This is a genomic window from Micromonospora sp. NPDC047756, assembly GCF_055587245.1.
Genome location: NZ_JBVJGQ010000004.1, coordinates 620,495 through 633,689 on the forward strand (window position 1 = coordinate 620,495; position 13,195 = coordinate 633,689).

General features: G+C 71.2%; 13 protein-coding genes. 7 read left to right on the forward strand and 6 right to left on the reverse strand.

The genetic code is table 11. The features are described 5' to 3' along the window. Positions 1-13 precede the first annotated feature (13 nt). The 5 genes from ACZ6NZ_RS16085 to folP form a co-directional block, all read right to left on the reverse strand. Positions 14-1,228 carry an ABC transporter permease gene (locus ACZ6NZ_RS16085; protein ID WP_465858776.1) on the reverse strand — a complete coding sequence of 405 codons (1,215 nt, stop codon included), beginning with the start codon at positions 1,226-1,228 and terminating at the stop codon, positions 14-16. A 120-nt stretch (positions 1,229-1,348) separates the two neighbouring features. Next, positions 1,349-1,885, reverse strand: coding sequence for a DUF3180 domain-containing protein (locus ACZ6NZ_RS16090; RefSeq protein WP_238667218.1), 537 nt, complete (start codon positions 1,883-1,885; stop codon positions 1,349-1,351). A 19-nt stretch (positions 1,886-1,904) separates the two neighbouring features. Continuing rightward, a complete protein-coding gene (folK, locus tag ACZ6NZ_RS16095) occupies positions 1,905-2,432 on the reverse strand; it encodes a 2-amino-4-hydroxy-6-hydroxymethyldihydropteridine diphosphokinase (protein WP_465858777.1) in 528 nt (175 codons plus the stop codon). Further along, on the reverse strand, positions 2,429-2,797 hold the full coding sequence (gene folB / locus ACZ6NZ_RS16100) for a dihydroneopterin aldolase (protein WP_465858778.1): 369 nt from the start codon (positions 2,795-2,797) through the stop codon (positions 2,429-2,431). The genes folK and folB overlap by 4 nt, the downstream gene beginning before the upstream one ends. Then, on the reverse strand, positions 2,794-3,690 hold the full coding sequence (gene folP / locus ACZ6NZ_RS16105; protein ID WP_465858779.1) for a dihydropteroate synthase: 897 nt from the start codon (positions 3,688-3,690) through the stop codon (positions 2,794-2,796). Before folP ends, folB begins: the two co-directional genes overlap by 4 nt. Before the next feature lie 356 nt (positions 3,691-4,046). Between folP and ACZ6NZ_RS16110 the strand changes: the two genes are divergently transcribed. The 7 genes from ACZ6NZ_RS16110 to ACZ6NZ_RS16140 all read left to right on the forward strand — a co-directional run bounded on the left by ACZ6NZ_RS16110 (position 4,047) and on the right by ACZ6NZ_RS16140 (position 12,523). After that, positions 4,047-4,361: a hypothetical protein gene (locus ACZ6NZ_RS16110; RefSeq protein ID WP_357202093.1), complete on the forward strand. Its 315-nt coding sequence runs from the start codon at positions 4,047-4,049 to the stop codon at positions 4,359-4,361. A 13-nt stretch (positions 4,362-4,374) separates the two neighbouring features. Further along, positions 4,375-4,737, forward strand: coding sequence for a hypothetical protein (locus ACZ6NZ_RS16115; protein WP_053654782.1), 363 nt, complete (start codon positions 4,375-4,377; stop codon positions 4,735-4,737). Between the two features lie 70 nt (positions 4,738-4,807). Further along, on the forward strand, positions 4,808-8,224 hold the full coding sequence (locus ACZ6NZ_RS16120; RefSeq protein ID WP_465858780.1) for an ATP-binding protein: 3,417 nt from the start codon (positions 4,808-4,810) through the stop codon (positions 8,222-8,224). 1 nt (position 8,225) lies between these two features. After that, positions 8,226-10,181, forward strand: a complete 1,956-nt coding sequence (locus tag ACZ6NZ_RS16125) for an MFS transporter (RefSeq protein WP_465858781.1) — start codon at positions 8,226-8,228, stop codon at positions 10,179-10,181. Next, complete coding sequence (locus tag ACZ6NZ_RS16130) at positions 10,178-10,735, forward strand: hypothetical protein (RefSeq protein ID WP_465858782.1); 558 nt, start codon at positions 10,178-10,180, stop codon at positions 10,733-10,735. Before ACZ6NZ_RS16125 ends, ACZ6NZ_RS16130 begins: the two co-directional genes overlap by 4 nt. After that, on the forward strand, positions 10,732-11,910 hold the full coding sequence (locus ACZ6NZ_RS16135; protein ID WP_465858783.1) for a M23 family metallopeptidase: 1,179 nt from the start codon (positions 10,732-10,734) through the stop codon (positions 11,908-11,910). Before ACZ6NZ_RS16130 ends, ACZ6NZ_RS16135 begins: the two co-directional genes overlap by 4 nt. Positions 11,911-11,923: 13 nt before the next feature. After that, positions 11,924-12,523 carry a hypothetical protein gene (locus ACZ6NZ_RS16140; RefSeq protein ID WP_465858784.1) on the forward strand — a complete coding sequence of 200 codons (600 nt, stop codon included), beginning with the start codon at positions 11,924-11,926 and terminating at the stop codon, positions 12,521-12,523. A 1-nt stretch (position 12,524) separates the two neighbouring features. Here ACZ6NZ_RS16140 and ACZ6NZ_RS16145 read toward each other — a convergent pair whose 3' ends face one another. Continuing rightward, a complete protein-coding gene (locus ACZ6NZ_RS16145; protein WP_465858884.1) occupies positions 12,525-13,082 on the reverse strand; it encodes a hypothetical protein in 558 nt (185 codons plus the stop codon). Between the last annotated feature and the right edge of the window lie 113 nt (positions 13,083-13,195).

The following is a 13,195-nucleotide window of genomic DNA, read 5'->3' on the forward strand; positions in this document are numbered from 1 at the left end:
GACGCGGCGCGGCTCACCGCTCGTCGGTGTCCCACCGGCGCGGGCCGTCCTCCCACCGCGGATCCCGCCACGGGTCGATCGGCTGCGGTGCGGCCTGGGTCGGCAGCGTGGGAGGCCAGTTGTCGACGGACTGCGGCTGCGGTGTGGTCCAGCCCGAGCTGATCGTGCCGTCGCTGACCGGCTCGGGCCGCTCAGGCCTGCCCGGTCGGGGCCGCCCGAGCGTCTCGACCAGCCGGGTGGCCAGCAGCCCGACGCCGAGCGCGGCCCCACCGATCACCCAGTTGCTCAACGTCCAGCCGCGCTCCGGCGCGTACACCTGGAAGACGGTGACCAGGCCAACCGCCAACAGCGTGCCGAACACGCCGCCCCGGCGACCGTACGCGCTGGTGCCGGCGAGCAGGGCCACGCCGATGGCCAGCACCGTCCAGTCCAGGCCCGAGGTGGGCGCTACCGGCCCGGGGTCGTTGGCGGCGAGCAGCACGCCGGCCAGTGCGGCCAGCACCGTGGAGACGACGAGCGCGGCGGCGGTCACCGCGGCGGCCACCGCGCCCCGCCGACGGGCCGGGTCGGCGATCGGTCGGTATCGACCGACGAGCCGGCGGATCGCCCGGATCGCGCCGAACAGCCCACCCAGGACGGCCACCGCGGCGAACCCGGCGAACAGGTAACCGGCGCTGCCGCTGGGGTCGTAGTCGCCCTGCACCAGCACGGGCGCCGATCGGCGCTCGATGAACACCACCACGGCGGCGGCACCGGCCAGGCTGGCCGCCCAGCCGGGCACGTGCAGCACCACCACGGCCAGCGCCAGCGCCAGCCCGCCCACCGCGGCCACCGCCACGGCCGGGCCGAGCGACGCGGCCAGGCCCCGGTCACCCTGCTCGGCGTAGTGCAGGGCGGCGGCCACCGCGACCGGGCCGACGGCCAGGTTCGGCGCGGCCGTCCGCAGGCTCAGCCCTGCGGCCACTGCGAGCAGCCCCAGCCCGACCGCGTCGATCAGCAGCGTGCGCAGGTTGCCGTCGCGCACGGCGGCCGGGTCCTCCCGCCAGAGCAGCCAGCTCACGGCGGCCAGCCCGGCCAGCAGCAGCAGCTCCCACCCCAGGTGTACGCCGATCCGATCCCGGCCGGGCTCACCGTGGGTGGGATCGTCGAAGACGTTGTCCAGGACGGCGGCCGGCACCCCGGACGAGGGTTCGGCCGACCGGTCCCGGCCCGCTTCTTCGTAACCCATGACGCCGCCTCCCCAGTGGCCGGCCGTCCCCAGTCCGGCGCACGGACGGACCCTGGGCGGCCCTTGCTCCCCGATCGCAAGGCACCGTACCCGCGACCGCAGCCGGGCGTAACCCCCTGCTCAGCGCTGGCCGGGGCGGCTCTCCCGGGGGTCCTGCTCGCGCTCGTCGTCCGGGCGTTCCGGCACCCGGCAGGAGCGCTCCAACCAGAGCGCGGCGCCGACCAGCGCCAGTGAGGCGAGCAGGCCTCCGCCGGCGGCCGGTCGATCGTCCAGGGCGGCGCGGGTGGTCTCCACGAAGAGCCAGCCGGTGAGCCCCGCGTAGAAGCCCGCAAAGATCGCGGCGGCCAGCGCCGACGCCTTGGCCAGCACCACGAAGCGGGCGACCAGCAGCGGATTGACCGGCTCCCGACCCGGTTTGCGCTCGATCCGGCCCCGGGTGTTGATCGCGGCGTACGCCTCCAGCACGGCGAGCCCGGCCAGCGTCACCACCGGCAGCCAGGGCAGCCGGGGAATCCCGCTGTAGTAGAGGGTGCTGATCAGCAGCCAGGCCACCGCCGCCGCAGCCAGGCCGGCCACGACCAGGGTCGAGATCCGGGTGGGTCCCATCCGCGACCCGTCCGGGCCCGACCCGCGGGGTGGGGGCTTCGCCTGCGTCATGCCGGCCGGTTCCGCTCGGTCATGCCGTCGACTCTAACGCCAACTCCGGCCGGGGACGCAGTTCCAACGCCCCGTCCGCGGCAGGGCCGGTGGTCAGCAGGTCGGTCAGCCAGCCGTGACCGGGCAGCCGACCGTACGGCTGGATGTCGATCCACGGGCGCAGCACGAAGGCGCGCAGGTGCGCCCGGGGGTGCGGCAGGGTCAACTCCTCCTCGTCGCTGAGCACCGGCTCGTCGTCGTCGCCCCAGACCGCGATCACGTCCACGTCGAGGGTGCGCGGCCCGAACCGCCGCTGCGGGTCACGGACCCGTCCGGCCGCGCGCTCCGCGTCGCGGGCCCGCTCCAGCCAGTCGCGCGGGGTCGCGCTCTCGTCCTGCACGAGCACCACCGCGTTGAGGTACGCGGGCTGATCGGTGTCGCCCCACGGTGGAGTCTCGTACACCCCGGAGAGCACGAGCACCGTGTCGCCGAGGGTGGCGACGGCCGTACGCAGGTGCTCCAGGCGGTCGCCCAGGTTGCTGCCGAGCGAGAGAACCGCCCGGGTCACCGGTTACGCGTCCGGGTCATGGTGACGGCCACATCGGTGAAGGTGTGCGGCACCGGCGCCTCCGGCTTGTGCACGGTGACGGTCGCGGCGTCGACCCGAACGTCTGCCAGGCAGACCGCGAGGAGCCGGTCCGCCAGGGTCTCGATCAGGTTGACCGGCTCGCCGGTCACCACCGCGACCAGGCGTTCGGCCAGCTCACCGTAGTGCACTGTGGCGGCAACGTCGTCACTGGCGGCGGCCGGGCCGAGGTCCAGCTCCAGGACGGCGTCGACCACGAAGTCCTGCCCCTGAGCGCGTTCGAAGTCGTACACCCCGTGCCGGCCGCGCGCCCGCAGGCCGGTCAGCTGGATCCGGTCCGTCGTCATCGCCGTACCCCATGCTCGTGATCGTCCTGCGTCAGCTTCCTGTCCTGGGGCGGCACGGCCAGGCGGGGGCTGCCGGTCGCCGCCCAGACGGCCAGCGCGTCGGCGGTGGCCCGCACGTCGTGCACGCGGACGCCCCAGGCTCCCGCGGCGATCGCCAGCACACTGGTGGCCACGGTGGCCGCCTCCCGCTGGGCGGTCGGTCGCGGCGTGCCGTCCGCGGCGGCGAGCAACCCACCGAGGTACGACTTGCGGCTCGCCCCGAAGAGCAGCGGGTAGCCGAGATCGAGCAACTCCGGCAGGCGGGCGCTGAGCTCCCAGTTGTGCGCGGCCGTCTTGGCGAAGCCGAGTCCGGGGTCGACGACGAGGCGGTCGGCGGCCACCCCGGCGGCCAGCGCCGTGTCGATCCGTTGGGACAGTTCGGCCCGCACGTCGGCCACCACGTCCGTGTAGGTGGCCAGATCGCGCATCGCACGGGAGTGCCCGCGCCAGTGCATCAGCACCCAGGGGCAGCCCGCGTCGCGGACCACCCGGGCCATGTCCGGGTCGGCCAGGCCACCGGAGACGTCGTTGACCACCGTTGCGCCGGCGGCCAGGGCGGCCTCCGCGACCCGCGCGCGGCTGGTGTCGACGCTGACCGCCACACCGGCGGCGGCCAGCTCGCGAATGACCGGCAACACCCGCTCGGCCTCGGTCTCGGCGTCGATCCGAGCCGCGCCCGGACGGGTCGACTCGCCACCGATGTCGACCAGGTGCGCTCCGGCGTCCCGTAGACGGACGCCGTGTCCGACGGCGGCGTCCAGGTCGGCGTACCGTCCGCCGTCGGAGAAGGAGTCCGGTGTGACGTTGAGGACGCCCATCACCACCGGGCCCGAAGCCCGCACCAGATCGGTCACGACTAGACGGTACCGGTCGCGGCGACGGCACCCGGCGGCCCGGGTGGGCTCCGCACCACCACCCCTGACGTGCCGGTTAGAACAGGTGTACGATCGGTCATCCGGGCAGTATCGGGCAGTCCCTTCGCGGCTTGTCGCAATCCGGGGCGGGCCGTACGCTTTGGAATTGGCCAGCATCGAGATGGCGAAGCTTGGAGGGAGGGCCGAAGCGGGGGAAATCCGCCCAAACCTCGCCACCCTCCGTGGTGAGTAACGAACACAGGGTCAAGAACGCCATGCCCTGTGGAGCACTTTTCCCGCCAGGCTTGCCTATTGCACCGCCGCGGCACCGCCGGCCGCGCTATGGGGAGGTTCCAGTGATCGCCTACGAGCTCATGGAGACGGCGTCGTCCGGCGTCGCCCACGCGCTCTCCACCCTGGCGTCGACTCCACTCGCGGAGCCGGCACCGAAGGGGATCGACACCAACGGTGTCGTCACCTTCTTCGCCAGCAAGATCGCGCCGATCCTGCTCGCCGTCCTGGGCGTCATCTTCATCGGCCGTGCCAGCCGAGGCGAGATCTCCAAGGTGCTGACCAGCTCCGCGATCGCCATCGTCGGGCTCGCCTTCATAGCGGGCGCGGCAACACTCTTCTTCGTCGGCGATTACCTGATCGACCTGATCTTCGAATAGGCGCGTTCACCAGATGCGGCTCCGCACCGACGACGACATCTACCGGGCCCGCCTGGTCTACCTCGGGCCGCCCGGTTACACCCTTCCGGTCCACCTGCCCTACGCCCAGTACGGGCTCTTCATGCTGCTGGTCCCCCTCTACATGTTCATCCACTGGCTGTTCACGTTGACGGTCGAGCTCTTCCCCGCCTGGGAGATCGCGCTCGCCATCGTGACCACGTCGTTCATCTTCCGGCACGTCGACCCCGATCGGCCGGCGCGGGTGGTCATCCGCACCGCGCTGACCGACTGGCGACGCACCCGGGAGCCGGCGGTCGAGCAGCGCGATCCGCGTCTGGTCGGCAGCCGGATCAGGATTCGGGAGGAACTGGCATGACCGGACGTATGTCGAACGGCCCGTCGCAGGACGCGGACCTGGGTCTGCCGACAGCCGCCGAGGCGATCGCATGAGCCGCTCCTCCACGCCGGGCTCCCCGGCCGGCCGCCCGAGCGCACCAGTTGGTCACCGTGCGCACTCGTTCGACTACACCGAGGACGAGGACGAGGTGGCCCTCGACCCCGCGCTGGTGACATCACCCGGCCACGGCGCCGTCGGCGTGTTCCAGGCACCCCGGCCGGTTCCCCGCCGGACGCCACCGGCCGAGCCCACCGCGGTGTCGGCCGGCGAGAACGCCGACATCGACTCCCCCTTCCTGGACCTCTTCGGCGGCGGAGGGCGACCCGGCACGGCTCGGGCCGTCACGGCCGGCCCGAGCACCCGCGAGCAACCGGCGATCCCGCACCAGCCGCCACCAACCGCCGGCCCGGCACCCGCTCGCGCGGTCCCCGAGCTCGAGCCACCGTGGACGCCGGCCGACCAGCCAGGCGGCAACGGCCGACCCGTCGAACCACGACACGGCGGCGGCCACCCGGCCAGCGAGTCCCGGGTGCCGCACCAGGCCGGCGATCGACGGCCGCTGCTGCGTCCGTCCGATGAGCCCGACCCGTCCGCGACCGCCGGCCCCGCCCGCCGACCCGCCAGCACCGCGCCGGGTGGCCGCTCCTCAGCGACGCCCGCGGCCCGACCGGCGGCGCAACCGCAGCCCCAGCCGGCGGCCGCCGTCAGCCGGTCCACGGCTCCGCCGGAGCAGCCGGCCATGATCACATCTGCGGATCGGCCAGCTCTCGAGCGCACGGCGCGGCGGACGACCGAGCCGGACCGACCCCGGAGCACCGGCAAGGAGGTCGCCGCACCCCGGCAACGCGCAACGAGTCGACCGGACCGGCCGATCAAGCCGACCCGGGTACGCGCTCCGAAGATCAAGTTCGGGGACCGGGATCCGTCGGTCGAGCTGGCCATCACCGAGATCGCCGGCCACCTCACCTTCACCCCGAACACCGTCACCGCCTGGTACTGGCTTCCCGAGGTCCGCTGGGCGTTCCGGCCGGACGCCGAACGCGAGGCGCTGCTGTCGGCCATCTCCGAGCAGTACGCCGGCCTGGCCGGCTTCCGACTGCACCTACGCCGCACCACCCGGCCGTTCCCCGCCGACGAGTGGGCTCGCACCATCGACACGCACACCTCGGCACCGCTGCCCGACGTCCCCGGCACCACCGGCTGGGCCGACCACCTGGTCGCCGCCCAACGCCACCTGATCGCGGTCAACCACGCCGAGGGTCAGACCTACCTCGGTGTCACCTTCGCCCGGCGTTCCCTCGGCGACTCACTCACCGAGCGGCTGCTGCGCACCTTCGGGCGAGGCACCGCCGACGGCGAGCGCCGCAAGCTCGGCCGCACCGTCGAACAGTTCGACGAGGTGCTCGGGGCATTCGGCATGCGCGGCCGACGGGTCACCGCCCAGGAGCTGGAATGGCTGCTCTACCGCTCGGTGGCGCTGTGCATGTCGCCGCCGAGCACCCTCTCCCCCGTCACCGACGGGCGCTGGGAGCGCGGCGACCTGCTGGCCATGACCGAACAGGTCGAGCGCTACCGCACCCCGTACGGCTCGACCGTCAAGCTGGTCAACCGGATGACCGGCGAGGAGCGGCACGTGGCCGTGCTCGCCGTCGGCCGGATGGAGCCGCTGGAGATCCCCGAGCGACACGAGCCGTGGCTGCACTTCCACGAGCGGCTGCCCTGGCCGATGGAGATCTCCACCCGCGTCGACATCCTCGGCTCCGGCGACTCCTTCCGTAACCTGGAACACCGGCTGCGGATGATCCGCTCGCAACAGCTCGACTACGCCGAACACGGCATCGACGCGCCCCCGGAACTGGAACGACTGGCCAAGCGCGCCCTGGTGATCGGCGACGAGATGACCACCGGCCTCCCGGTCGACTCGGCCCGCGCGCACGGCTGGCACCGGATCGCGGTCGGCGGCCGGACCAGGGAGGAATGCCTGGAGCGGGCCCGCCGGCTCATCCAGCTCTACTCCCGGGAGCTGCGCATCTCGCTGCAGCACCCGAAGAACCAGGACTGGCTGGCCCGCGAGTTCATCCCCGGCGAACCGATCGCCAACACCGGCTACGTGCGTCGCATGCCGGTGCCGCTGCTCGCCGCCGCGCTCCCCCAGGCAGCGTCCAACGTGGGCGACCGGCGGGGCGACCTGATCGGCCGTACCGCCGGCACCTGCCGCCGCCCGGTCTTCCTCGACCTGCACTTCCCCATGGAGGTCCGGGAACGCTCCGGGCTCGCGGTCTTCGTCGCCGAACCAGGCGGCGGCAAGTCCACCCTGCTCGGCGCCCTGGGCTACCTGGCCGCCCGCCGAGGTGTCCAGGTGACCCTGCTCGACCCGTCCGGCCCACTGGCCCGCCTCTGCGCGATGCCCGAGCTGCGGCCGTACTCCCGGGTGTTGAACCTGACCGGCTCGGAACACGGCACCCTGGCGCCCTACTCGCTCATCCCGACGCCGCTGCGCTCCGAGTTCGGCAGCGGGGCCGCCGGTGACCGAGAGTTCGAGATCGCCGTCTCCAACGCCCGCGCCGAGCGGCGGATGCTGGTCCAGGACATCTGCATGATGCTCGTTCCACCGCAGGTGGCCAGGGAGGCCTCGACCGCCACCCTCTTCCGGCACGCGGTCCGCCAGGTTCCCGCCGAGGAGACGTCCACCCTGGACGACGTGGTGAGCTGCCTCGGGCGGCTCGACGACGACGCCGGCAAGGAACTGGCCAACCTCCTGCTGGACACCGCCGAGATGCCACTGGCCATGCTCTTCTTCGGCCGACCGCCGGAAGGGCTGCTCGGTGCCGACGCGGCACTCACCGTGATCACCATGGCCGGACTGCGGTTGCCCGACCTCAAGATCGAACGCGAGTACTGGTCAGCCGAGGAGGCACTGGCCCTGCCGATGCTGCACACCGCGCACCGGCTCGCCGTCCGGCGCTGCTACGGCGGCTCGATGTCATCCCGCAAACTCGTCGGCCTCGACGAGGCGCACTTCATGGAAGGCTGGCGGTCCGGGCGTTCCTTCCTGGTCCGGCTCGCCCGCGACTCCCGCAAGTGGAACCTGGCCGCACTGGTCGCCTCCCAGAACCCCCGCGACATCCTCGGCCTCGACGTGCAGAACCTCGTCTCCACCGTCTTCGTCGGCCGCATCGCCGAGGACGCTGAGATCGCCTCCGAAGCGCTACGACTGCTGCGGGTGCCGGTCAACGACGGGTACGAGGCCACCCTCGCCTCGCTCTCCGCCGCCGACGCCAGCTCGTCCAGCCGACTCGGCTTCCGGGAGTTCGTGATGCGCGACGTCGACGGGCGGGTGCAGAAGGTCCGCGTCGACGTCTCGTACGTCGAAGGGCTGCTGGACCACCTCGACACGACGCCAGCCGCGATCGCCGCGGCGGCCGGAGTCCTGCCGAGCATCCCCCTGCCGGATCTGGAGGCGTGACATGGCTAGGGCCTGGGCAAGGACCGCTTCGTTCCTGCTCGCCCTTGGCGTACTGGCCGGGGCCACCCTCACCTGGCCGCTGATCGGCGCGGAGGCCGCAGCCGCCGCACCGCCCACCGCCCAGGCCCGCGCCGACCTGTGCACGACCGCCGAATGGCAAGCCGACTTCCGCGCCTGCGTGGCAAAACTGAAGCAGGTCAGCAAGGCCGAGATCGATTGCCGGAAGCCACCCGTGCCATCAGCCCCGGACTCCGGCCTGGCTGGATGGTTCGCCTCCCGCCCAGATTCGTCAAAGCTCCCCGGACCGAAGGGCATCTACAGCGACTACGGCTACGGCGGCTATAGCTACAACACGTACGACGTCGACGGTGGGTGCGCCTCCACCATCCTGCATCCGGACTACAAGTTCACCACCACCGTCGCCAACGGCGAGCTCATGATCGCCACGGCGGTCGTGGGTGCCTCGAACGCCCTGCGTGAACGGGCCTGGGATCCCCGCTCGATGTGGAACTGGGCCGACCCGCTGGTAGAGAAGGCCACCAAGGCGGTCTACCAGAAGGTCTTCAGCGTCTTCGGGATCATCACGCTCTGCGTGGTGGGTCTATACCTGCTCTGGCGCTCCCGCCAGTCGGACATGAGCAATGCGATGACGACGGCGGGGTGGGCGCTACTGGTGATGGTGGCGGTCACCGCGCTGGCAGCCTGGCCTGTCAAGTCGGCGAACATCGCCGACGGCACCCTGATCACCTCGCTCGGCGTCGTTCACGACGCGGTGGGTCCCGCAGCACGGGACACGCCTGCGGATCGATGTGTCGTTCCTAACCCAGATGCTTGTGTGGATAAAAGACCGCCTGCTGTTCGGGCCAGCGACACTGCCACCGAGGCGATGCTCTATCGCAATTGGCTGCGCGGAGTGCTCGGCTCGGCGGACAGCGAGACCGCCCGGAAATATGGCCCTGCCCTCTACGACGCCAAGGCATTCTCCTGGGAGGAGGCCGAAAAACTACGGGCCAACCCGGCCACCCGGCCAGCGACGATCGAGGCCAAGCAGCAGCAGTGGATGACGGTCGCGGAGCAGATCAAGACCGAGGATCCGGAGGCGTACGAGTTCCTGACGGGCACCCGCGACATGGACCGAATCGGCTCCGGTTTCATCGCCGTGCTCGCTGCCGTGCTGTTTGCGATGTTCGATCTCACCGCATCAGTGCTGGTCCTGCTGGGCTTCTTGATCTTCCGGTGGGCGGTGATCGCGGCACCAATCCTGGGCACCATCGGTTTGCTTCGGCCGGCCAGCGCCGGACTGCGACGGCTGGCGAACGCCGTGGTCGCTGCGGTGTTCAACATCGCCATCTTCGGCACCGGCGCTGCCATCTACCTGTTCGCCGTCGACCTGATCATGAGCACCCCAGCTCTGCCGGGTTGGCTGCAGGTGGTGCTGGTCTGGCTCTGCGGGGTGGTCGGGTGGCTGCTGCTGCGGCCGTACCGGAGGATCACGCAACTCGGTGGCAAGGACAGCAGCGAAGCGGTCAGTTCGGCCGGATCCTGGCACCGCCGGTTCTTCCGCGACATGCGGACCGCCGCTCGGCTGGACGTAGCCGAGCCGGGCGGCACCGCCGAGCCGGTGGGCGGACGTCGACGGTCACCCGACGCGCAACAGACCCGACTGCGCCCGGAGGCGCGGCGGGAGGACCCGGCCCCGGTGCCGACAGCTGCGGCCGAGAACCGGCGCGCAGACACGGTGCGCCCCGACGGCCGAGAGCGGCCCGACGAGGCGCCGGCGGAGGAGGGCAGAGGTCGGACCCGCCCAACCGCCCCGCAGCCCCGCCGTCGACAGCCGGCGACCTGGACCGAGCCAGATGTTCCGGCTGAAAACCCGTCCTTCGTGGTCTACCGCCCAGGCTCCACCGAACGTGTTCCGGATCGCACCGGACCTCGGGTGCGCTCAGAGGCAAGGTGACGCTGATGCGACGGGCGCTGGAATTCCTCTTCACCCGGGCGTTGCGGTCCCGGCTGGGCGTTGCGCTCGTGATCGGGGTGGTGGTCGTCGGTGTGCTCGGGGGGGCCAGGCTGATCTCCAGCCCGGGTGACTCGGCTGACGGATTGAGTAGCCGTCCGGATGGGCCGATCATCACGGTGGACCCGACGGCCGGCGACGACGGCCTGCTCAACAGCGCGGCTCCGCCGTCACCCGTGACGTCGCCCGGTGCCCGCACGCCCGAACAGACCGCCGATCGCTTCGCCAAGGCGTGGCTGGGCAGCCCCGGGATGACCACCGAAGAGTGGCAGGCTGGTCTGCGGCCACTTTCCACGCCGGCGCTGAGGGAGAAGTTGACCGGCGCCGAGCCCGAGAGCGTGCCGGCCGAGAAGGTCACCGGTCCTCCAACCATGCGAGAGCGGACCGAGACGTTCGTCGAGATGTTGCTACCCCTTGATGCCGGCGGGCTCCGGTTGGAGCTGGTCACCTCCGATGGCGGTTGGCTGGTCGACGTTCTGGACTGGGAGCGGCCATGAGCGATGTTGGTAACGCCAAGACCCGCCGCGGCCCCCTCCGGCTCGGGGTGGTCGCTGCGGTGCTCACCGGGATGCTGCTTCTGCTCTGCTGCACCGGCGGCACTGCGGCGTTCTTCCTCACCGGGCTCGGAGGCGACGACGCCGAGAACGGCGACACCATGGCAGGCATGGAGTGCGGGCCGGTCCGAGCGGTGAACATCGGGGGCAAGCTGCCGCGATTCGCCCAGTACGGCGACACACAGGTCCGCAATGCCGCGATCATCATCAAGGTCGGCCAGGACATGGGCGTGCCATCGCGAGGCTGGGTGGTCGCCCTCGCCACCGCGATGCAGGAGTCCGCCCTGCGCAACCTCGCCAACAGCGGCGTACCCGAATCCCTGGCCCTGCCACACGAGGGCGTTGGCGCGGACCACGACTCGCTGGGCCTGTTCCAGCAGCGACCGGGATGGGGCACTGTCGCCGAGCGGTTGAACCCCGCCTACGCGGCCCGCAAGTTCTACGAGAAGCTCGTGAAGGTGGGGAGCTGGCAACAACGACCATTGACGGTGGTCGCGCAGCGAGTCCAGATCAGCGCATACCCGGACGCGTACGCCAAGCACGAAGAGGTAGCCAGTCGGATCGTGGACGCACTGGCCGGCGGGGCGGCCCGCACCGTCGAGATCAACGGCAAGGCGGTGTGCAACGCGGCCGAACGCGGTCAGATCGCCGCCTCCGGCTGGACCGCGCCGATCCCTGGCGGAGTCGGCTCCGGTTTCCGCACCGCCAGTCGACCCCGTCACAACGGAGTCGACATTGGCGCGGCCAAGGGCACCGAGATCCGCGCCGCAGCGACTGGTCGGGTGTTGGTTTCCACCTGCGACGAGGACGACCGCGGCCGAGAAGACTGCAACGTGGACGGATTTCCCGGCAAGGGGGGCTGCGGCTGGTTCGTCGACCTGCTGCACGCCGGCGGCTACATCACCCGGTACTGCCACATGGTGGTGCAGCCCTTCGTCAAAAAGGATCAGATCGTGACAGCCGGTCAGGTGATCGGCAAGGTCGGCAGCAGTGGCAACTCCTCCGGCCCGCACCTGCACTTCGAGGTGCACCTGCGCAACGACCGAAACGCGTCCGGCGCGGTGAACCCGGTTCCGTTCATGCGCGAGCGGGGTGCCCCGCTGCGCGCCGCCGAGTGAGGCCAGCACCTGTATGACCGGGCCGTTACCTGACCCCTTCGCCGACCAGCCGGACTGGGCACCGCAGCCGCCGAGACCGCTGACCATCGTCCCCGCGACGGAGCGGGTCGAGCTACGCGGTCGTCGGGTGCTGGTCGGGCTGCCCGGGATGGGTTGGCGCGGCGACCTGCGCGCCGACGACCGGGTGGTGCAGAGCGCCCGGACCTACGTGCCGGTGATCCCCGAGCACGAGTGGTACCGGGCCGAAGCCGACCAGGTCGAGGTGTTCGCGCCGTTGGTGCCGGTGGAGCGGGTCTGGGTGGAGACCGTCGGCAGCCGTCCCGCAATGGACGAGGCCCGGGACACGGGCATCCGCTTGGTTTCGCTGGACGGCCCGGCACACCGGACCCCGACACCGGTCTTCGAAGCGGACGCGGTCACCGGCCGACGGGTGGTGCACGTCGAGGGCGGCCTGGAGCACCGTGACCTCCGAGCGGTCACCGAGACCTACTCGGGCGCTGAAGGAGACATCTGCGTACGAGTCACACCTGAGGTGGAGTGGTACCGCTGGGCCTGGCGCGGCCAGTCACCCACCACCCTGGAGGTGCCAGTTCATCTCTTGTGGATCGAGTGAGTCAGCCGGCTGGCATGCCACCACAAACTCGCCAACCATCGCTTGATCGCGTATCGAACCGCCAGGACTGACGGTCACTCTGGCTTATTCCGTCCATCCGAGCCGAGATGATCAACGTAACCTCGACAGCAACTGCCTCGCCCTGTGTCTGCACAGTCAAAGGTCCCCAACTGACAGTTATCGTTGTGCCGAACCGTTGTTCCCGCTCGACTAGATCGGCCCGCAGAGCGCGTAACGCCTCCAACTGTGACTCGCCCTCACAGGTGAAGAGGTCCGCTTTGACGTCATTGCGATCGACGAGGAACGCGCGCAGATAGTTGTCCACCACCACATCCGGGGTGCTGCGGTCGGGTGTCGAGGCGCGGTGGTACCAGACCAGGGCGGTGGCGACCCCGCCGAGGCAGAGCAGGGCGAGCACGCCAGCGACGACCGTGAGCACCGTCCGCGTTCGGCGGCGTGGCGGTTGCGGTGCCGGCGTTGCCGGGGCGGGCGGCAGCTGCTCGGACGGTGTCCGCTGGGCCGGTACGCGGGAGACCTGGGAACCGGCGGGGGGCTGCACTGATTCCACCTCCTGACGTTATCGGCTGGACGCTCCGGAGCCAATGCCCCAGATCCAGCGGATCGTGACGGACCCCTACCCACCGGTGAGATCCACGACAACACCGGCGCAGC

Excerpts from the sequence above, each read along its gene's own strand:
- ACZ6NZ_RS16085 (WP_465858776.1), bottom strand. The coding sequence starts at position 1,228 with ATGGGTTACGAAGAAGCGGGCCGGGACCGGTCGGCCGAACCCTCGTCC.
- ACZ6NZ_RS16090 (WP_238667218.1), bottom strand. The coding sequence starts at position 1,885 with ATGACGCAGGCGAAGCCCCCACCCCGCGGGTCGGGCCCGGACGGGTCG.
- folB (WP_465858778.1), bottom strand. The coding sequence starts at position 2,797 with ATGACGACGGACCGGATCCAGCTGACCGGCCTGCGGGCGCGCGGCCGG.
- ACZ6NZ_RS16115 (WP_053654782.1), top strand. The coding sequence starts at position 4,375 with ATGCGGCTCCGCACCGACGACGACATCTACCGGGCCCGCCTGGTCTAC.
- ACZ6NZ_RS16120 (WP_465858780.1), top strand. The coding sequence starts at position 4,808 with ATGAGCCGCTCCTCCACGCCGGGCTCCCCGGCCGGCCGCCCGAGCGCA.
- ACZ6NZ_RS16125 (WP_465858781.1), top strand. The coding sequence starts at position 8,226 with ATGGCTAGGGCCTGGGCAAGGACCGCTTCGTTCCTGCTCGCCCTTGGC.
- ACZ6NZ_RS16135 (WP_465858783.1), top strand. The coding sequence starts at position 10,732 with ATGAGCGATGTTGGTAACGCCAAGACCCGCCGCGGCCCCCTCCGGCTC.
- ACZ6NZ_RS16140 (WP_465858784.1), top strand. The coding sequence starts at position 11,924 with ATGACCGGGCCGTTACCTGACCCCTTCGCCGACCAGCCGGACTGGGCA.